Source organism: Alcaligenes sp. Marseille-Q7550 (assembly GCF_965112015.1).
In genome coordinates this window covers 1,086,442-1,104,505 of record NZ_CBCOPU010000002.1, presented here as the reverse complement: position 1 = coordinate 1,104,505, position 18,064 = coordinate 1,086,442, and the positions used below count along the sequence as shown (strand labels likewise).

17 protein-coding genes and 2 pseudogenes are annotated in these 18,064 nt (G+C 61.1%); 12 read left to right on the top strand and 7 right to left on the bottom strand.

The window, feature by feature from the left end:
* Nucleotides 1-39 precede the first annotated feature (39 nt).
* Nucleotides 40-1,818: a M61 family metallopeptidase gene (locus ACWPWO_RS14635; RefSeq protein WP_454007200.1), complete on the bottom strand. Its 1,779-nt coding sequence runs from the start codon at nt 1,816-1,818 to the stop codon at nt 40-42.
* A gap of 34 nt (nt 1,819-1,852) precedes the next feature.
* Between ACWPWO_RS14635 and ACWPWO_RS14630 the strand changes: the two are divergent.
* The 10 genes and pseudogenes from ACWPWO_RS14630 to ACWPWO_RS14585 all read left to right on the top strand — a co-directional run bounded on the left by ACWPWO_RS14630 (nt 1,853) and on the right by ACWPWO_RS14585 (nt 10,352).
* Nucleotides 1,853-2,628, top strand: a pseudogene (locus tag ACWPWO_RS14630) (enoyl-CoA hydratase).
* Nucleotides 2,629-2,923: 295 nt separating this feature from the next.
* Complete coding sequence (locus ACWPWO_RS14625) at nt 2,924-3,409, top strand: ATP synthase subunit I (RefSeq protein WP_454007199.1); 486 nt, start codon at nt 2,924-2,926, stop codon at nt 3,407-3,409.
* A 56-nt stretch (nt 3,410-3,465) separates the two neighbouring features.
* Nucleotides 3,466-4,347, top strand: coding sequence for a F0F1 ATP synthase subunit A (gene atpB / locus ACWPWO_RS14620; protein WP_394062253.1), 882 nt, complete (start codon nt 3,466-3,468; stop codon nt 4,345-4,347).
* Nucleotides 4,348-4,450: 103 nt separating this feature from the next.
* Nucleotides 4,451-4,693, top strand: coding sequence for a F0F1 ATP synthase subunit C (gene atpE / locus ACWPWO_RS14615; RefSeq protein ID WP_009464117.1), 243 nt, complete (start codon nt 4,451-4,453; stop codon nt 4,691-4,693).
* 150 nt (nt 4,694-4,843) lie between these two features.
* On the top strand, nt 4,844-5,314 hold the full coding sequence (locus tag ACWPWO_RS14610; RefSeq protein ID WP_454007198.1) for a F0F1 ATP synthase subunit B: 471 nt from the start codon (nt 4,844-4,846) through the stop codon (nt 5,312-5,314).
* A gap of 14 nt (nt 5,315-5,328) precedes the next feature.
* Nucleotides 5,329-5,868, top strand: coding sequence for a F0F1 ATP synthase subunit delta (locus tag ACWPWO_RS14605; protein WP_454007197.1), 540 nt, complete (start codon nt 5,329-5,331; stop codon nt 5,866-5,868).
* Between the two features lie 36 nt (nt 5,869-5,904).
* Nucleotides 5,905-7,446: a F0F1 ATP synthase subunit alpha gene (gene atpA / locus ACWPWO_RS14600; protein WP_394062245.1), complete on the top strand. Its 1,542-nt coding sequence runs from the start codon at nt 5,905-5,907 to the stop codon at nt 7,444-7,446.
* A 96-nt stretch (nt 7,447-7,542) separates the two neighbouring features.
* Nucleotides 7,543-8,453, top strand: a pseudogene (atpG, locus tag ACWPWO_RS14595) (F0F1 ATP synthase subunit gamma).
* A gap of 45 nt (nt 8,454-8,498) precedes the next feature.
* Nucleotides 8,499-9,920: a F0F1 ATP synthase subunit beta gene (atpD, locus tag ACWPWO_RS14590; RefSeq protein ID WP_454007196.1), complete on the top strand. Its 1,422-nt coding sequence runs from the start codon at nt 8,499-8,501 to the stop codon at nt 9,918-9,920.
* A gap of 9 nt (nt 9,921-9,929) precedes the next feature.
* Nucleotides 9,930-10,352, top strand: a complete 423-nt coding sequence (locus tag ACWPWO_RS14585; protein ID WP_454007195.1) for a F0F1 ATP synthase subunit epsilon — start codon at nt 9,930-9,932, stop codon at nt 10,350-10,352.
* A 63-nt stretch (nt 10,353-10,415) separates the two neighbouring features.
* On the opposite strand, the gene ACWPWO_RS14580 is transcribed toward ACWPWO_RS14585, so the two are convergent.
* From ACWPWO_RS14580 to rfbB, 5 genes are read right to left on the bottom strand one after another with little or no spacing between them, the layout of a single operon-like run.
* On the bottom strand, nt 10,416-10,571 hold the full coding sequence (locus ACWPWO_RS14580) for a hypothetical protein (RefSeq protein ID WP_454007501.1): 156 nt from the start codon (nt 10,569-10,571) through the stop codon (nt 10,416-10,418).
* Between the two features lie 5 nt (nt 10,572-10,576).
* On the bottom strand, nt 10,577-11,398 hold the full coding sequence (gene rfbD / locus ACWPWO_RS14575; protein ID WP_454007194.1) for a dTDP-4-dehydrorhamnose reductase: 822 nt from the start codon (nt 11,396-11,398) through the stop codon (nt 10,577-10,579).
* Nucleotides 11,395-11,952, bottom strand: a complete 558-nt coding sequence (gene rfbC, locus ACWPWO_RS14570) for a dTDP-4-dehydrorhamnose 3,5-epimerase (RefSeq protein ID WP_454007193.1) — start codon at nt 11,950-11,952, stop codon at nt 11,395-11,397. Before rfbC ends, rfbD begins: the two co-directional genes overlap by 4 nt.
* 1 nt (nt 11,953) lies before the next feature.
* Nucleotides 11,954-12,820: a glucose-1-phosphate thymidylyltransferase RfbA gene (gene rfbA, locus ACWPWO_RS14565; protein WP_454007192.1), complete on the bottom strand. Its 867-nt coding sequence runs from the start codon at nt 12,818-12,820 to the stop codon at nt 11,954-11,956.
* Nucleotides 12,817-13,869 (bottom strand): dTDP-glucose 4,6-dehydratase, encoded by a 1,053-nt coding sequence (rfbB, locus tag ACWPWO_RS14560; protein ID WP_454007191.1) that lies wholly within the window; start codon nt 13,867-13,869, stop codon nt 12,817-12,819. The genes rfbA and rfbB overlap by 4 nt, the downstream gene beginning before the upstream one ends.
* 485 nt (nt 13,870-14,354) lie before the next feature.
* On the opposite strand from rfbB, the gene ACWPWO_RS14555 reads away from it, so the two are divergent.
* Nucleotides 14,355-15,530 carry an O-antigen ligase family protein gene (locus ACWPWO_RS14555; RefSeq protein WP_454007190.1) on the top strand — a complete coding sequence of 392 codons (1,176 nt, stop codon included), beginning with the start codon at nt 14,355-14,357 and terminating at the stop codon, nt 15,528-15,530.
* On the opposite strand, the gene ACWPWO_RS14550 is transcribed toward ACWPWO_RS14555, so the two are convergent.
* Nucleotides 15,531-16,808 (bottom strand): exopolysaccharide biosynthesis polyprenyl glycosylphosphotransferase, encoded by a 1,278-nt coding sequence (locus tag ACWPWO_RS14550; protein WP_454007189.1) that lies wholly within the window; start codon nt 16,806-16,808, stop codon nt 15,531-15,533.
* Between the two features lie 399 nt (nt 16,809-17,207).
* Between ACWPWO_RS14550 and ACWPWO_RS14545 the strand changes: the two genes are divergently transcribed.
* Nucleotides 17,208-18,032, top strand: a complete 825-nt coding sequence (locus tag ACWPWO_RS14545; RefSeq protein WP_454007188.1) for a glycosyltransferase — start codon at nt 17,208-17,210, stop codon at nt 18,030-18,032.
* Nucleotides 18,033-18,064 lie beyond the last annotated feature (32 nt).

Sequence of the window (18,064 nt, the reverse complement as noted above, 5' to 3'; positions counted from 1 at the left end):
GGGAAGGGCGGCCGGGGAGGCGGCCGCCGGGGTTGATCATCAGGCCGGCAGGCGGGCCAGGATGCATTCGTCCAGGGCGGGGCGGGCCAGCTGCAACGTGAAGCAGCGCAGCTCGTCACGGCGGAAGACGTGGATCTGCACGGTCTGGCCGGCTTCATAGGCGCCCAGCAGCCGCTCCAGGCCGGCGCTGTCGCTGATGCGCAGGCCGTCCAGCGCCACCAGCGTGTCGCCGGCCGACAGGCCGGCCTGATGGGCTGCGCCGTCCGTGAATACCGTGGCCAGCTGGCATTGACCGCCGTTCTGGCGCAGGCGCGCCTGCAGGCTGGGCAGTTTCGAGGCGGCTTTCCAGTCCAGTTGCACGCCTTGTCCGGCCAGCCATGGCTTCAGGGGCAGGTCCTCGCAGCCGTCCACGTAGCGGGCGATGAAATCCGTCGCGTCAAAGCCCGTGGCCTCCAGGATCAGGGCGGGCATGGCGTCTTCCGGCATGCCTTGCGGCTTGCCTTGATAGAAATCGCGGCCATAGCGCTCCCACATCAGCCGCATGACGTCGTCCAGGCTTTTTTCCTGGCCGCTGTGGGCGCGGATGCACAGGTCCAGCCCCAGGGCGATCAAGGCGCCCTTGGTGTAGTAGCTGACCAGGGCGTTGGGGGAGTTCTCGTCCTGCTTGTAGTAGCGCGTCCAGGCATCGAAGGAGCTCTCCGCCGCCGACTGCTTGAAGCGGCCGGGGCTGCGCTGCACGGCGCTGATGTTCTTGGCCAGCAGGCCCAGGTATTCGGGCTCCGAGACCACGCCCGAGCGCAGCAGCATCAGGTCGTCGTAGTAGGAGGTGAAGCCTTCGAACACCCACAGCAGGCGGGTGTGGTTCTCGCGGCTCAGGTCGTAGGGCGCGAAGGCGGCCGGCTTGATGCGCTTGACGTTCCAGGTGTGGAAGTATTCGTGGCTGACCAGTCCCAGGAAGGTCTGGTAGCCGGCGCTCTTGACAGCCTTGTCCTGGCCCTGGGCGGGCAGGTCGCGGCGCGAGGCCATCAGGGCGGTGGAGGCCCGGTGCTCCAGTCCGCCATAGCCGTCGTCGGTCACCATGGTCATGAAGACGTAGCGCGAGCTGCTGTCCAGGAAGGGCGCGCGCCGGGTTTCAGGTTCGAAGAAGGCGATCTGCGCGGCGCAGATCTGCTCGACGTCGCGGGCGATGCGGGCCAGGTCCAGGTTGGGCAGCACGCCGGTGAAGACCAGTTCGTGTTCGGCGCCGTGGGCAAAGAAGCTGATGACCTGCGGCGTGCCCATTTCGACGGGATGGTCTATCAGTTCGTCGTAGTCGCGGGCGCGGTACAGGCCGAAGCCATGGCGCGCGGCCGCGCCGGGATGGCCCTGGGCTTCGGGCAGGCTGGTGTAGACGTTCCAGTGGGCGATCTGCTCGTTCTCGACCAGCTCCAGCAGGCAGGGGTGGTCGGTCTGGCCTTCCACGGCCAGCAGTGCGCCGGCGCCGTTGAAGAAGGCATGGGTCTCGTCGATGTGCGCGCCGCGCACCGACAGGTCCCAGGCATAGACCTGGTACTGGATGTGCAGCGGCCCCTGGCAGGGCGCGCATTGCCAGCGGTGATTGTCCAGCTTGCGCACGGGTACGGGCGTACCCTGGCTGGAGGCGGCGATGCTTTCGATCTGGCGCGAAAAGTCGCGGATCAGGTAGCTGCCGGGAATCCAGGCGGGCAGGCTCAGGATCTGGCCTTCGGGGTTGGGGGAAGTGATCTGTATCTGGACAGTCAGGCGATGGCCGGATAGATCTTCCGGCAGGGCGCGGTAAAGTACGGGTGTAGGTTCCATTGCCTTATTCTATTTAATTTTGTTGGGAGTCAGCATGAACGAACCCTTGGTCAAAGCAGAGGTGCATGGTCGTGTTGCTTTATTGACATTAAACCGGCCCAAAGCCCTGAACGCGCTCAGCAACGAAGTCATCGCCGAACTGTATGCATTGGTGCAGAAGTTCGAGGCCGACGACGGGATAGGCTGCCTGGTGCTGACCGGCAACGAAAAAGCCTTCGCCGCCGGCGCCGACATCGGCGCCATGAAGGACTGGAACTACCATGATGTGTCTTCCCAGGACTACCTGGGCGGCCACTGGCAGGAGCTGCGCCGCATCCGCAAGCCCATCATCGCCGCCGTGGCCGGCTATGCGCTGGGCGGCGGCTGCGAGCTGGCCATGCTGTGCGACTTCATCATCGCCGCCGACACGGCCCGCTTCGGCCAGCCGGAGATCAAGCTGGGCGTCATCCCCGGCTTCGGCGGCACGCAGCGCCTGCCGCGCGCGGTGGGCAAGGCCAAGGCCATGGATCTGGTGCTGACGGCGCGCATGATGAACGCCGACGAGGCCGAACGCGCCGGGCTGGTCTCGCGCGTGGTGCCGGCCGACAAATTGATAGACGAAGCGCTGGAGGCGGCCACGGTGATCGCGAGCATGTCGCTGCCGTCCGTGCTGATGGCCAAGGAATGCGTGAACCGGGCGTTCGAGTCCTCGCTGGAGGAAGGCCTGCTGTTCGAGCGGCGCAACTTCCATGTCCTGTTCGCCACCGAGGACCAGAAGGAGGGCATGCGCGCTTCGTGGAGAAGCGCAAGCCGGAATTCAAGCATCGCTAAACTGTTTAAAAGTCAATGAAAACATAGGGGTTGTTGTAAAGTTGCTGCAGTGCAACGTTACAAAATTTCCCGACCCCTTGTTCTCCTTGATTCTTCGTCTTCGAAACCCTGCGGCCAAGCTGAAACAAGCCTGACTCAATTTGCTTGCAACAAAAAAAAGACGCTATACTTTATGGGTTTGACGCCAGCGGCTTTTTAAGGAGCCGATAACTTTGCGCGGATGGGGTGGCGCGGCCTTTTGGGCCTGTAGTTGTAGCACATCCATCCACACAACTTTATCCGAGTTTTTCCTACTATGAATCAGCCGGTCGATCAGCAGACGGGCACCGCGGACACGGTGCAGGCAGCAGGGAAAGCCTCTTCCTTTCCACAACCCGTGGTTCTCACACCGGAGCAGCGCGCCCGCCTGGCGCGCCGGGCAGGCAAAGGAATCGCGCGCACCCTGATGGCCCAGGCTTTCATGGCCTTGTTGGCGATCGGTCTGTCCGCATGGGTTTCCGGCGCGAATGCAGCAGCCTCGGCACTGATTGGTGCGGCTGCTTATTTTGTGCCCAACGCCTTGTTCGCGCTGCGTCTCCTGCTGGGCTTGATGGGCGGCGGCAACGCCGGCGCGCTTTCCTTCTTCTGGGGGGAGGCCTTCAAGCTGGGCTTTGCAGTACTGACATTGGCGCTGGCCGCCTGGGCGAATACGGGCTGGCTGGTCTGGCCGGCCCTGCTGTTCGGCCTGCTGTGTGTCTTGAAGGGCTATGTGCTGCTGCTGGTTTTCCGCAAGCTGCCATAACGGATTTTTGTTTCACGGGCTTGTCCCTTAGCGTATACGTCACAGGGTAAATACAGATGGCTGCTGCTAGTGATATTTCGCCTCAGTCAGGGTACATCCAACACCACTTGGTTCACTTGAATAACCTGGGTGAAAAACAGGATGTTCTGGCCAACTTCGGTGTCATCAACTACGACTCCATGTTCTGGTCCCTGCTGATGGGCCTGGTCGTGGTCTTCTTCATGTGGCGCGCAGCCGTCCGCTGCACCGCCGGCGTACCCGGCCGCCTGCAGTCCTTCGTCGAAATCCTGGTCGATTGGGTCGAAGACCAGGCCAAGTCCATCGTGCACAATGCGGAATCGCGCAAGTTCGTCTCGCCGCTGGCCCTGACGGTGTTCCTCTGGATCGTCATGATGAACGTCCTGGATCTGGTCCCCGTCGACCTGCTGGCCTGGATCTTCCATTCGACCGGCCTGGGCACCGAGCACGGCGATCCGCTCTATTACCACCGTATTCTGCCGACCGCCGACCTGAACGTGCCCATGGGCATGTCCCTGGGCGTGCTGCTGCTGATGTTCTACTACGGCATCAAGATCAAGCACCCCGGCGGCTTCGTCAAGGAACTGTTCACTGCACCATTCACTGCCAGCGGCATCATGGCCGTCGTGCTTGCCCCCTTCAATTTCCTGCTGAACTGCATCGAGTACGCAGCCAAGTCGGTTTCCCTGGGCATGCGGCTGTTCGGCAATATGTTTGCCGGTGAGTTGGTCTTCATGCTGATCGCTCTGCTGGGCGGTGCATGGACTGGGTTTAATGGCGCCAGCCTCGGACTGGGCATCGGCCACGTTCTGGCCGGCTCTGTATGGGCGATCTTCCACATCATGATCGTTCTGCTGCAGGCATTCATTTTCATGATGCTTACCCTTGTCTACATCGGGCAAGCTCACGAAGGCCATTAATCAGTTTCCGGCCGGGCAATGGGGTCTGGCCGGGATGCAAGTTCGCTTGCTCACGCTTTTTTGATTTTTTGATTTACACCTGATTTTTAACCAAGGAGTTGTCATGACCAACGTCGCTCTCGTTGCTCTTGCTTGCGGTATCATCATCGGCCTGGGCGCTTTCGGCGCTTGCATTGGTATCGCCCTGATGGGTGGTAAATATCTGGAAGCATCGGCTCGTCAGCCTGAACTGATGAACGCCCTGCAGACCAAGATGTTCCTGCTGGCCGGTCTGATCGATGCTGCCTTCCTGATCGGTGTCGGTATCGCCATGCTGTTTGCATTCGCCAACCCATTCGTCGGGTAACAAGGCGGGTCCGCTGCGCTTCCGCATGCGGACAGGCAGTCGTTGGCGGTGCAGCGCTCGTTCGTGAACATGCACCGCTTCCGACTTGAACATACAGGTGTCGGGACGCAATCCAGCATCCGGCACAAGTGGTATTGAAGGGATACGACCGTGAACTTAAACGCGACTCTCTTTTTCCAGATGATCGTGTTTTTCGTTTTGGCCTGGTTTACGATGAAATTCGTATGGCCGCCATTGACGAAAGCAATCGATGATCGTCGTCAGAAAATCGCCGACGGCCTGGCCGCTGCCGACAAAGGCAAGGCAGGTCTGGGCGAGGCGCAAGCGCGTATCAGCCTGATGGAAGCATCGGCCAAATCCGAAAATCATCAACGGATTGTCGACGCCGAAAAACAGGCGACTGCCCTGCTGGAGCAGGCTCGTCGTGAAGCTGAAGCCGAAAAGGCCCGCATCATCGCCCAGGCTCAGCAAGACGCCGCCCAGGAAGTGCAACGCGTGCGTGAAGGTCTGCGTGGCGAAGTCGCCGCCCTGGCCGTGAAAGGCGCCGAGCAGATCCTGCGCCGCGAAGTTGACGCGAAAGCGCACGCTGAGCTGCTTGAGCAGCTCAAGGCTGAACTTTAAAATCAAGGCAGGCCATGGCTGAACTATCGACTATTGCCAGACCTTACGCCGAGGCCCTGTTCGCCGCTGTGCGCGACGACAGTCTGGGCCTCGAATCGTGGTCGGCCCTGTTGTCCGAAATGGCTCAGGTGGCCGGTCTTCACGATGTGCGCGAGGCACTGAACGATCCGCGCCTGAACAATGGGCAGCGTCTCGAACTTTTTACAGGCCTGATCAAGTCCCAGGTCCCCGAAAAGGCTCGCAACTTTCTCGAACTGCTGGTGGACAATCAGCGCATCTGGCCGCTGCCTCAGATTGCAGAGCAGTTCGATCTATTGAAACACCAACTCGAAGGCACGGCTCAGGCGCAGATCACCAGCGCTTTCCCGCTCAGCGACGCTCAGGTCAGCGAGCTGGTCGCCGGCCTCGAAAAGAAGTTTGGCCTGAAGCTTAAGCCGACAGTGACCGTCGACGCTGATCTGATTGGCGGTATTCGGGTGGTCGTTGGTGACCAGGTGCTCGACACTTCCGTGCAGGCCCGGCTGGCCAGCATGCGCGATACGCTGACCGCATAAGCGCGAGTCAGTAAACAGGATTTCAGGAGTCTGAACATGCAACTTAATCCGTCCGAGATCAGCGAACTGCTCAAGAGCCGCATCGAAGGCCTGGGCGCGTCGACTGACGTTCGTACACAAGGTACGGTCGTATCCGTGACCGACGGTATTACTCGCATCCACGGTCTGTCCGATGTGATGCAGGGCGAAATGCTCGAATTCCCGAACAACACGTTCGGTCTGGCCCTCAACCTCGAGCGCGACTCCGTCGGCGCCGTGATTCTGGGTGAATACACCGGTGTTTCCGAAGGCGATCCCGTCAAGACGACGGGCCGCATCCTGGAAGTGCCCGTGGGTCCCGAGCTGCTCGGCCGCGTGGTCGATACGCTGGGCAACCCCATCGACGGCAAGGGCCCCATCAACGCCAAGCTGACCGACGTCATCGAAAAGGTCGCTCCCGGCGTGATCGCCCGTGAATCCGTGTCCCAGCCCATGCAGACCGGCACCAAGGCCGTGGACTCCATGGTGCCGATCGGCCGCGGCCAGCGCGAGCTGATCATCGGCGACCGCCAGACCGGCAAGACCGCCGTGGCCGTGGACACCATCATCGCCCAGAAGGGCAATGGCGTGAAATGTATCTACGTTGCCGTGGGCCAGAAGGCTTCCACGATCAACAACGTGGTGCGCAAGCTCGAAGAGCACGGCGCCATGGAATACACCATCGTCGTGGCCGCCTCCGCTTCGGAATCGGCCGCCATGCAGTACCTGGCTCCGTACTCGGGCTGCACGATGGGCGAATACTTCCGTGATCGCGGCGAAGACGCCCTGATCATTTACGACGACCTGACTAAGCAAGCCTGGGCCTACCGCCAGGTGTCCCTGCTGCTGCGCCGTCCTCCAGGCCGCGAAGCCTACCCCGGCGACGTGTTCTACCTGCACTCCCGCCTGCTGGAGCGCGCTGCCCGCGTCAACGCCGAATACGTTGAAAAATTCACCAACGGCGAAGTCAAGGGCAAGACCGGTTCGCTGACCGCCCTGCCCATCATCGAAACTCAGGCCGGCGACGTGTCCGCATTCGTGCCGACCAACGTGATTTCGATTACCGACGGCCAGATCTTCCTGGAATCGGACCTGTTCAACGCTGGTGTGCGTCCCGCCATCAACGCCGGTATCTCGGTGTCCCGCGTGGGCGGCGCCGCCCAGACCAAGGTCATCAAGAAGCTGTCCGGCGGTATCCGTACCGACCTGGCCCAGTACCGTGAGCTGGCCGCCTTCGCCCAGTTCGCCTCCGACCTGGACGACGCCACCCGTCGCCAGCTCGAGCGCGGCAAGCGCGTGGTGGAACTGCTCAAGCAGCCCCAGTACCAGCCTCTGGCCGTGTGGGAACTGGCCGTGAGCCTGTACGCCGTGAACAACGGTTACTTCGACGATCTGGACGTGTCTCAGGTCCTGCCTTTCGAGAAAGGCCTGAAGGATCACCTGCGCAACAAGTTTGACGCACTGGTCCAGCGCATCGAAAGCAAGAAGGAACTGGTTAAGGAAGACGAGGCTGAGCTGGTTGCAGCCATCCAGGACTTCAAGAAGCACGGCGCTTTCTAATCACTGCAGGCAGGCGCCGGAGTGCTTCCGGCGTCACGATTAGCGGGAGGCGGCGGCCTCGCCAGTCTCCCGACAATGCCCTTACAGGAAAGTGTGATGGCCGGAATCAAGGAAATTCGTACTAAGATCAAGAGCGTGCAAAACACGCGCAAGATCACCAAAGCCATGGAGATGGTGGCGGCATCCAAGATGCGCAAGGCGCAGGAACGGATGCGGGCCGGCCGTCCCTATGCAGACAAGGTGCGCGAGATCGCTTCGCACCTGATGCAGGCGCACCCCGACTACACTCACCCCTACATGGTTGAGCCCGCCGAAATCAAGGCTGTTGGCATCGTCGTGGTCAGCACGGACAAAGGTCTGTGCGGCGGCCTGAACACCAACATCCTGCGTCTGGTGCTTGCGCGACTGCGCGAGTTCGAGGACAAGGGCATTTCGGTGCAGACGACCGCTCTGGGTGGGAAGGCTGCCGGCACGTTGGCTCGTGTCGGCGCCAAGCTGGTCTCCCAGGAAGTCGGCCTGGGCGACGCGCCCAACCTGGAACGTCTGATCGGCGCCATCAAGGTGCAGATCGACGATTTCGTGGAAGGTCGCATCGACGCCGTCTATCTGGCGACCAGCCGCTTCGTCAACACGATGAAGCAGGACCCGACGTTCATTCGCCTATTGCCTCTGCCCACCGGCCTGAAGGATCCGTTCCAGGCCGGCGACCAGGTCAACGCAGAAACTGGCGTTGCCAATTCCTCCGAATACGGATGGGATTACATCTACGAACCCGATGCCAAGTCCGTGATCGACGACTTGCTGCTGCGTTACGTGGAAGGTCTGGTGTATCAGGCAGTCGCCGAGAACATGGCTTCCGAGCAGTCTGCCCGCATGGTGGCCATGAAGGCCGCTTCGGACAACGCGAAGTCCGTGATCGGCGAGCTCCAGCTGGTCTACAACAAGACCCGCCAGGCGGCGATTACCAAGGAAATCTCCGAAATCGTGGGGGTGCCGCTGCGGTGTAAGACACGGCAAGGCACACCATCAAAGTTATATTGCAAGGACTAAACATGAGCAACGGTACCATCGTTCAGTGCATCGGCGCCGTGGTGGATATTCAGTTCCCCCGCGACAGCATTCCAAAAGTCTACGACGCCCTGACGCTCGTTGACGAAAGCTCGGCCTTCGCTGAAAAAGGCCTGACGTTTGAAGTACAGCAACAATTGGGCGACGGCGTGGTTCGCACCATCGCCATGGGTTCCAGCGACGGTCTGCGTCGCGGCATGGAAGTGGCCGGCACCGGCGCTCCCATCTCCGTGCCCGTGGGCACCGGCACCCTGGGCCGCATCATGGACGTGCTGGGCCGCCCCATCGACGAAGTGGGTCCCATCCAGTCCGACGAGCGTCGCTCCATCCACCAGGAAGCCCCCAAGTTCGACGAACTGTCGCCTTCGGTGGAACTGCTGGAAACCGTCATCAAGGTGATCGACCTGGTCTGCCCGTTCGCCAAGGGCGGCAAGGTCGGCCTGTTCGGCGGCGCCGGCGTGGGCAAGACCGTGAACATGCTGGAACTGATCAACAACATCGCCAAGCAGCACAGCGGTCTGTCCGTGTTTGCCGGCGTGGGCGAGCGTACCCGTGAAGGTAACGACTTCTACCACGAAATGGCGGACGCCGGCGTGATCCAGATGGACAACCTGAGCGACTCCAAGGTCGCCATGGTGTTCGGCCAGATGAACGAGCCTCCAGGCAACCGTCTGCGCGTGGCGCTGTCCGGCCTGACCATGGCCGAGAAGTTCCGCGACGAAGGCCGCGACATCCTGTTCTTCGTGGACAACATCTACCGCTACACCCTGGCCGGTACCGAAGTGTCCGCTCTGCTGGGCCGTATGCCTTCGGCCGTGGGCTACCAGCCTACGCTGGCCGAGGAAATGGGCAAGCTGCAGGAGCGCATCACCTCCACCAAGACCGGTTCGATCACGTCCATCCAGGCCGTGTACGTTACAGCCGACGACTTGACCGACCCTTCGCCCGCCACCACCTTCCTGCACCTGGACTCCACCGTGGTGCTGTCGCGTGACATTGCTGCTCTGGGTATCTACCCCGCCGTGGATCCTCTGGACTCCACCAGCCGCCAGCTCGACCCCCAGGTCGTGGGTGAAGAGCACTACCAGGTCGCCCGCGGCGTGCAGCAGACGCTGCAGCGCTACAAGGAACTGCGTGACATCATCGCCATTCTGGGCATGGACGAACTGTCGCCGGAAGACAAGCAGATCGTGGCTCGCGCCCGCAAGATCCAGCGCTTCCTGTCGCAGCCTTTCCACGTGGCCGAAGTGTTCACCGGTGCTCCCGGCAAGTACGTTCCTCTGTCCGAAACCATCCGTGGCTTCAAGATGATCGTCGACGGCGAGTGCGACGCCCTGCCCGAGCAGGCGTTCTACATGGTCGGTTCCATCGACGAGGCTTTCGAGAAAGCCAAGACTATTCAGTAAGGATTGCTCATGGCTAAGCTTCATGTTGACGTGGTCAGTGCCGAAGAATCGATCTTCGCCGGCGAGGCGAAGTTCGTGGCGCTGCCCTGCGAGGCCGGGGAGCTGGGCATTCTGCCCGGCCACACCCCGCTGATCTCGCGGATTCGTCCCGGCACGCTGAAGATCGTTATGGACGATGGCCGTGAAGAGCACATCTTCGTGGCTGGCGGCATACTCGAAGTTCAGCCCGGGAAAGTCACCGTATTGTCGGACACCGCGATTCGCGCTCACGACCTGGACGAGGCCAAGGCACTTGAAGCCCGCAAGCGTGCGGAAGAAGCCCTGCGCAACACCAAGGACAAGGCCGACATCGCCGTGGTGGAAGCCGAGCTGGCCATGCTGGCCGCCCAGGCAGCCGCCGCCCGTCGTCTGCGTGACGTTCGCAAGCACTGATCCAGTCTGGCGACTTCCACAAAAAAGGCACCCGAAGGTGCCTTTTTTGTGTCCGTTTTCGGGTCAAGTCACTTCGCGCAGCGCCAACAGGCTGAGGTGTACGCCTGCGCGCCAGTCCCTGGGTATCGCATCCTTGCCCAGCAGCGAGTCCAGCCTGTCCTGGCTCAAGGCCGACTGCGCCGGCCGACGCGCCGGGGTCGGGTATTGACTGGCGGGGATCGGGGTCAGCGCGGGGGCTTGGCCAGCAATCCCAGCTCCACCGCCTGACGAAAGATGTCCTTGGCGAAGTCATGCCAGCTGACGGTCGGCTGCCCGGCGTAATGGTAAATTCCGGCTGGCGTGCAGGCTCCAGGGCGGGCGGGTTCCCTTTGCTCTGCGCCGGCGTTCGGGCCTGCCTGCCCGGCGTCCTGGAAACGCGGCTTCCGGTCCTGCGCCATCCTGCCGGCCAGCTCCAGCAGCACCTGGGCAATATGCGGGGCGTAGCTGGGGCCGCCAAGCTGGTCCGCCACGATGTTCAATTCGCTGCGCTCCCGGCCCAGGCGCAGCATGGTCTTCAGGAAATTATTGCCGAACTGGCTGAAGACCCAGCTGGTGCGCAGCACGACGGCCGAGGGCAGGGCGGACAGGACGGCCTGCTCGCCTTCCAGCTTGCTGCGACCGTAGGCGCTGACCGGCCCCGTCGGCGCGTCTTCCGCATAGGGCGTGGCCGCCTGGCCGTCGAAGACGTAATCCGTGGAAACATGCAGCAGCCCTATGCCGCGGCTGGCGCAGGCCTGCGCCAGCAGGCCGGGCGCGATGCCGTTGACGAGCCGCGCCAGTCCGGGCTCCGATTCGGCCTTGTCCACGGCCGTGTAGGCGGCGGCGTTGATCAGCACGTCGGGTCGGTGGCGCTCCAGGGCCTGCGCAATCGACTCCGAGTCGGTAATGTCCAGCTCGGCACGGCCCAGCAGAATGGCATCCGTGGCCGGACTCGCCTGTTGCTGGAGCAGCCAGGAGAAGGATTGGCCAAGCTGTCCCTGAGCGCCCGCAATCAGGAGGCGAGTCATGAGAGGGGGCCTTGCCGGCCTGTAAGAAATTGCTCCAGTCCGGGGTGCCGGCTGTCTTTAGCGGACAGGATGGGATCGTGGATTGGCCAGTTTATGTTCAGACGAGGGCAATCCCACGCGAGTCCGCCTTCATCATCAGGGTGATAGTAGTCCGTGCATTTGTAGCTGAGGTCCGCTTCCGGGCTCAGTACGCAGAAACCGTGCGCATAACCGGGGGGCAGCCAGAGCTGGCGGTGATTGTGCTCGCTCAATTCAATGCCTACATGGCGGCCGAAGGTGCTTGAGTCCGGGTTTATGTCCACGGCGACGTCATAGATCGCGCCCCGGACCACGCTGACCAGTTTGCCTTGCGGCCGGGTCTTCTGGAAATGCAGTCCACGCAGTACGCCCTGTTGGGAACGGGAGTAATTGTCTTGTACGAACGGCAAATAGATGCCGGCCTGATCCCGGTAGCGCCGTTCGCTGAAGGTCTCCTTGAAGAAACCACGCTCATCGCCAAATACCAGAGGTTCGATGATGAGGACGCCGGGCAGGGCCGTGGTCAGAACATTCATATCAGTCCTGCAGCAGCCTTAATAAATATTGGCCATAGCCGGTCTTTCCCAAGGCATGGGCCTGTTCGCGTAATTGTTCCTGGCTGAGCCAGCCTTGATTGAAGGCGATCTCCTCCAGGCAGGCGACTTTGAGGCCTTGGCGATGTTCGATCGCGCGTATGAACGAGCCGGCTTCCATCAGGCTTTCATGCGTGCCGGAGTCCAGCCAGGCGAAGCCACGCCCCAACATGCAGACCTGCAGTTCGCCTGCTTGCAGATAGGCATTGTTCACGTCTGTGATTTCGAGCTCACCGCGGGCCGAAGGTTTGAGTCCGCGGGCGATGTCGACGACGCGATTGTCATAAAAATATAGGCCTGTGACGGCGACGTTGGATCTGGGCTGCATGGGTTTCTCTTCGATGTGGATCGCTTTGCCCGCCGCATCGAATTCCACGACGCCGAAGCGTTCCGGATCTGTGACCTGATAGCCGAAGATGGTTCCGCCCACGCGGCGGGAGCGGGCTTCCCGGAGCATCTGACTGAAGCCGTAGCCATAGAAGATGTTATCGCCCAGGATCAGGCTGACATTGTCCCTGCCGATGAAGTCGGCGCCGATGACAAAAGCCTGCGCCAGCCCGTCGGGCGAGGGCTGCTCGGCATAGGAGAGCGCCAGGCCGTAACGCGAGCCGTCTCCCAGCAACTTGCGGAAGTTGGGCAGGTCCTCAGGCGTAGAGATGACCAGGATCTCCCTTATTCCTGCCAACATGAGTACAGACAGGGGATAGTAGATCATAGGTTTGTCATAGACGGGTAGCAGTTGCTTGGACACGCCCAGGGTGATGGGATGCAGGCGGGTGCCCGAGCCGCCGGCCAGAACGATTCCTTTCATGCCTTGTTCCCCATGCGTTCCAGTCGGTAGGCGCCGTTGAGCACGCGTTCCCACCATTGAGCGTTATCCAGGTACCATTGCACGGTCTTGCGCAGGCCTGATTCGAAGGTTTCCAGGGGACGCCAGCCCAGCTCGCGCTGAATCTTTGTGGCATCGATGGCGTAGCGCCTGTCATGTCCGGGCCGATCTTGCACGAATGTGATGAGATCTGCGTATGGCCTCAGGCCGGGGACCAGCTCGTCCAGCAGTCTGCAGACTGCGGTGACGACATCCAGGTTCCTGCGCTCGTTGCCTCCGCCGATATTATAGGTTTCCCCAACGCGGCCCTGTGTCAGGACGGTCAAGAGGGCGCGGGCGTGATCTTCCACATACAGCCAGTCCCGGACCTGTGCCCCGTCGCCGTAAACGGGCAGGGGCTGGCTCTGGAGAGCGGTGAGAATCATGTGGGGAATCAGCTTTTCCGGGAACTGGCATGGACCGAAATTATTCGAGCTGTTGCTAATCAAAATGGGCAGTCCGTAGCTGCGGTGCCAGGCGCGCACCAGATGGTCGGAACCTGCCTTGCTGGCGGCGTAGGGCGAGCTGGGAGCATAGCGCGTGGCTTCTGTGAAGAGGCCGCCAGTATCGCCCAGGTCGCCGTAGACCTCGTCTGTCGAGACATGATGAAGGCGAAACGCCGCCTTGCGGGTCGGCTCCAGACCGCTCCAGTAATTTCTGCAGGCCTCCAGCAGCGTATAGGTGCCGACAATGTTGGTCTGGATGAAGGGCGCCGGCCTGTCGATGGAGCGGTCCACATGCGACTCCGCCGCCAGGTGCATGACGGCGTCGGGTTGGAATTGCGCCAGTTGCCGGGTGAGGGCGTCGGTATCGCCGATATCCACCTGGCCGAAGTGGTAGCGATCATTGCCGGCCACCGCTTCCAGCGAGTCCAGATTGCCTGCATAACTGAGCTTGTCCAGATTCAGTACTGTGTGCGAGGTGTGTTGGATTAGATGGCGGATGAGCGCCGAACCGATGAAGCCGGCTCCTCCGGTGACGAGAATGCGCATGTGGATGGTTGTCTTGTAGTGAAGCGGGCTGACGCCCAAGCTGTGCTAGATGATACAAAAATGCGAGCGAACCGTTTGCATCATGGTGGTACAGAGGTATCTAAGCAGATGGCCAGGCAGGTCGCGCCGTTCCCTGGCTGCGGCCAATCCGCCGCCTTTTGGCCTATGGGATCGGCGAGCACATCGTATTAGTTTGACATGGGGCGTCTGTGCGGGGCGATTAATCGCACTTAAACCGCTTGGGTTTGACGCTCTATGGTTACAATTTAGCACCGCCCTATGCAAGCAAGGCCGACTTTTTCTGCAACGTCGGCCTATTATTGGAGCGGCGTCGCGCAGGGCAGGCTATTCCGGCTTGCGTCAAAAGCGAACAATACCTGACTTGGATGATTATCTTTTCCTGACCCATGGCTCTTGCTACTCTCTTTTCCCGCCAAGGCCATCGCATCACGTCGATACTGGTATTTCTTTTCCTCGCGAGCCTGTTGTCGACGAAAAGCGGGTACTCCTACGTGCTTGGCGTACTGGCCCTTTATTCGCTCTGGCTGGTTGGCCGCGCTCCCCGCATGGCGCTTGAGTCCTCGGAAGGCTGGGTGCTGATCTGGATGGGCGCATTCGCCGTGCTGGGCGTGGTGGCGGCGGCCTGGCATGGCGACCCGGCCGACGCCTATGAAGTCCCGGCCAAGTTCGCTCTGGGTGCGGTGTTGGTCTTGGCTTGTCTGAAACAGCCGCCGAAGTCGGCGGCATTCTGGTCCGGTCTGGTCGTGGGCGCGATCAGCGGCCTGGCGGTAGCCTATTGGAAGATGATGCAGTCCGGTGAGTTCAAGGCATATGGCTACACTGGCGCCATCCAGTTCGGCAACCTGGCCTTGACGATAGGCGTAATGTTGACCGTGGGCTTGTGCTGGGCGCTCTGCCAACGGTGTGCATATCGCCGGCTTTGGATGGCGGCGCTGGCGGCCGGAGCCGTCTGCGGCCTGCTCGGCTCTTATTTTTCAGGCACGCGAGGCGGCTGGGTGGCGATTCCGGTTTTTTTGATGCTGTTCCTGCTGTCTTATCTGCGGCGGGGCAATCTGCTTTCCTGTCTGCTGGCCTCGGTGGCCATCGTCGCGTCCGGTGTCGTCGTCACCCTGTATTCGCCTATTGTGCAGGAGCGGATTCAGGAAGTCTCCCAGGACCTTGCCGAATATCAGGACGAGGGCGCCGAAAGCTCCAGCTCCCTGGGTGCCCGCTTCGCCATCTGGCAGACGTCTCTGGAGCTGCTGAAGGAAAAGCCGGTTCTGGGCTGGGGAGAGGTCCAGTTCCGACAGGAACTGCGCGAACGCGCCCAGGCGGGCCTGCTGGGCCAGGTGCCCGCCAGCCTGGCCAATACGCATAATACCTTCCTGGAGGTCTGGGTGATGTACGGCGGCCTGGCCCTGATTGCTCTGATCTGTTTGATGATCAGCTCCGCCTGGCATTTTCTGGTCTGCCTGCGTCATCCTGATACCGTAATGCGCAGCTATGCTCTGGCGGGGGTGTGCCTGGTGCTGGGCTACAGCGTATACAGTCAGAGCCAGGTCATGCTGATACGCAACAATACTCTGATGTTTTTTCTGTTGATGCTGGCTGTGTTGATGGGTTTGTTGCGCCAGCGCCGGCAGGAGCTCGCGCCGGGCTGATCAGCGGGCGCCGAACCCGGTCAGCACGGTGCGCGCCGTCAGCAGCAGGATGTAGATGTCCAGGTAGATCGATGCGTGCTTGATGTAGTAGAAGTCATGCTCGATCTTGGCCTGCGTGTCGTTCTCATCGGCCGCATAACCGTAGCGCACCTGTGCCCAGCCGGTGATGCCGGGCTTGATCACGTGCCGATAGGTATAGAACGGCAAGGTCTGGTCGAACTGTTCCACGAATTCGGGCTGCTCCGGGCGGGGGCCGATGATGGCCATGTCCCCTTTCAGGACATTGAGCAGTTGTGGCAGTTCGTCGATGCGCAGCTTGCGGATGACATGACCGACGCGGGTGATGCGCTGGTCGTCCTCCTGGGCGAACCGGGCTTCTTGCTGCAAGCAGGCCTCGGTCTTCATGCTGCGGAACTTGTAGATGCGAAATGGCTGGTTGCCGCGGCCGATGCGGGTCTGCGTATAGAAGACAGGCCCAGGGCTGTCCAGGCGTATGCAGAGCGCGGTTACCAGCAGCACGGGTAGCAGCACGGGCAGGGCGAGGATCACCAGAATGATGTCCAGTATGGTCTTGAAGCGCTCATATCCACGCGACGGCAGCAGCGCGCCCAGGTTGTTGTCCGTCATGCGTACCAGGCGCACGCGTCCGGTGATGGCCTCGTACATGACCCGGGCGTCATAGACGGCGATGCCGTTCAGGACGCACTGAGTGATGAAGCGTTGCCAGGTGTCGTCGAGTACGCTGAAGTCGGCCACGACGGCGTCGTAGCGCACGCCGGCCAGGTTGGGAGCCGTCAGCACTCGGGAGTCGATCTCTCCCAGCGGGATCAGTTCATTGGCCATGCCTCCGGGAATGATGGCGATCTTCGCCTTCAGGTATCGTTTTGTGAGCAGGTGTTCGGCGATGAACCAGTTGATGCTGATGAAAGTGCTGATAAGCAGCATGTAGCGGGAGAGCTCCACGCGCAGGAGCAGCGCTGCCACTGCGCCCACCAGGTAGATGACCAGGACATTGGAGATGATCAGCCCCATGCTTTGGCCGCCCGGATAGTTGTTGACTGTGCGCGAAATGCTTATATAGGAAAGCAGCAGGCAGGCCGAGACCAGGGTGATGGCGGTCCAGCGTCCGGGATCCTTGGCTTCCCAGAATGGATGACCCCAATAGAGGGTCGCCGGAATGGCGACCGTCAGAAGCCAGCCGCACAAGAACGAGAAGGTGCGTGAAAGCAGAACCTGTTCGTGAAGCTTGGTGTAGCGTCTGGTGTGTAGATGGGTCATAGGAGGATGCGTATCAAGCGGTGGCAAAGTTTACACGACTTGCCCGACCGCCGGACGTTGAACCTGGGGTTGGCGGACATCGTATGACACAGGTTGATGCTGAAGGCGGACGGGCGCCTCGATCCTGAAGACTACGATACCCCATTCCCATGGTAAAGATAGGGGACTTGCCCGGATGCGCTTAAGGTTATGACGATTTTGTTGCAACGCAATGTAGAGTTATACATACGTTGTATTCTTGCACGGCACGGCTTGCTGTCGTGGAACGTCGTGTTACAAACTTAGGCTGTCCCGCTCTCCGATTCCCTTCATCATGACGTCCTGATGGCGTCACTCAGGTTGTGCCCGCGCTTGTGCTGCCTCGCGGGATGCGTCAACCGCAAGCGCCCGATTTTTTCTATGTCTGTACCGTTCAGTTTGCTAATGTCCGCCTATCGAGGGGACGATCCCCAGTATTGCCGGCAGGCGCTCGAGAGCGTCTGCCAGGGCAGCGTAGTGCCTGATGAACTTGTCCTGGTGCTGGATGGACCCGTGCCGGCGCCATTGCGCGAAGTGATCGAGTCATTTCGTGAGCGCCTGCCTCTCACCCTGGTGCCTTTGCCGGAAAACCGCGGTCTGGGCCCCGCATTGGCGGCAGGCCTGCCGCACTGCCGCCACGAGTGGGTTGCGCGCTTTGACACGGATGACCTGTGCATGCCGGACCGCTTCGAGCGGCAGTTGGCCTTCATCGAGGCCCATCCGGAGATTGACGCATTCAGCTCGCCCATCCTGGAATTCGAGCTCAGCCCCCAGGAGACAGGGCTGCTGCTCAAACCCGTGCCCTGCGGGATGCGTGAACTGGCTCGTTACGCACGCTGGCGCAATCCGTGCGATCATATGGCCGTCATGTTCCGCAAACAGCGGGTTCTACAGGTCGGCAGCTATCAGGATGACCGGTATTTCGAAGATTACGCCTTGTGGGTCCGTTTGCTTCTGGATGGGGCGCGGCTGGACAATATGCCCGAGCCTACGGTCTGGGCGCGTGCCGGTCGTTCAATGCTGGCTCGTCGGGGAGGGCGGTATTATGCGCGTTTTGAATACGCCATCCAGCGCAAGTTTTTACGCTGGGGTTTCATTAACATTTTTGAGTTTGCCCGAAATTTAAGTATTAGAATTCCGGTGCGCCTGCTCTCGGACTCCCTGCGGGGGGGCATCTATGCCGGTCGGTTGCGGCGTCGGGTCTGACGGCAAGGCCTGCGGACCGGCTTTTTTTTAGG

Excerpts from the sequence above, each read along its gene's own strand:
- ACWPWO_RS14635 (WP_454007200.1), bottom strand. The coding sequence starts at position 1,818 with ATGGAACCTACACCCGTACTTTACCGCGCCCTGCCGGAAGATCTATCC.
- ACWPWO_RS14625 (WP_454007199.1), top strand. The coding sequence starts at position 2,924 with ATGAATCAGCCGGTCGATCAGCAGACGGGCACCGCGGACACGGTGCAG.
- atpB (WP_394062253.1), top strand. The coding sequence starts at position 3,466 with ATGGCTGCTGCTAGTGATATTTCGCCTCAGTCAGGGTACATCCAACAC.
- atpE (WP_009464117.1), top strand. The coding sequence starts at position 4,451 with ATGACCAACGTCGCTCTCGTTGCTCTTGCTTGCGGTATCATCATCGGC.
- ACWPWO_RS14605 (WP_454007197.1), top strand. The coding sequence starts at position 5,329 with ATGGCTGAACTATCGACTATTGCCAGACCTTACGCCGAGGCCCTGTTC.
- atpA (WP_394062245.1), top strand. The coding sequence starts at position 5,905 with ATGCAACTTAATCCGTCCGAGATCAGCGAACTGCTCAAGAGCCGCATC.
- atpD (WP_454007196.1), top strand. The coding sequence starts at position 8,499 with ATGAGCAACGGTACCATCGTTCAGTGCATCGGCGCCGTGGTGGATATT.
- ACWPWO_RS14585 (WP_454007195.1), top strand. The coding sequence starts at position 9,930 with ATGGCTAAGCTTCATGTTGACGTGGTCAGTGCCGAAGAATCGATCTTC.
- rfbD (WP_454007194.1), bottom strand. The coding sequence starts at position 11,398 with ATGACTCGCCTCCTGATTGCGGGCGCTCAGGGACAGCTTGGCCAATCC.
- rfbC (WP_454007193.1), bottom strand. The coding sequence starts at position 11,952 with ATGAATGTTCTGACCACGGCCCTGCCCGGCGTCCTCATCATCGAACCT.
- rfbA (WP_454007192.1), bottom strand. The coding sequence starts at position 12,820 with ATGAAAGGAATCGTTCTGGCCGGCGGCTCGGGCACCCGCCTGCATCCC.
- rfbB (WP_454007191.1), bottom strand. The coding sequence starts at position 13,869 with ATGCGCATTCTCGTCACCGGAGGAGCCGGCTTCATCGGTTCGGCGCTC.
- ACWPWO_RS14550 (WP_454007189.1), bottom strand. The coding sequence starts at position 16,808 with ATGACCCATCTACACACCAGACGCTACACCAAGCTTCACGAACAGGTT.
- ACWPWO_RS14545 (WP_454007188.1), top strand. The coding sequence starts at position 17,208 with ATGTCTGTACCGTTCAGTTTGCTAATGTCCGCCTATCGAGGGGACGAT.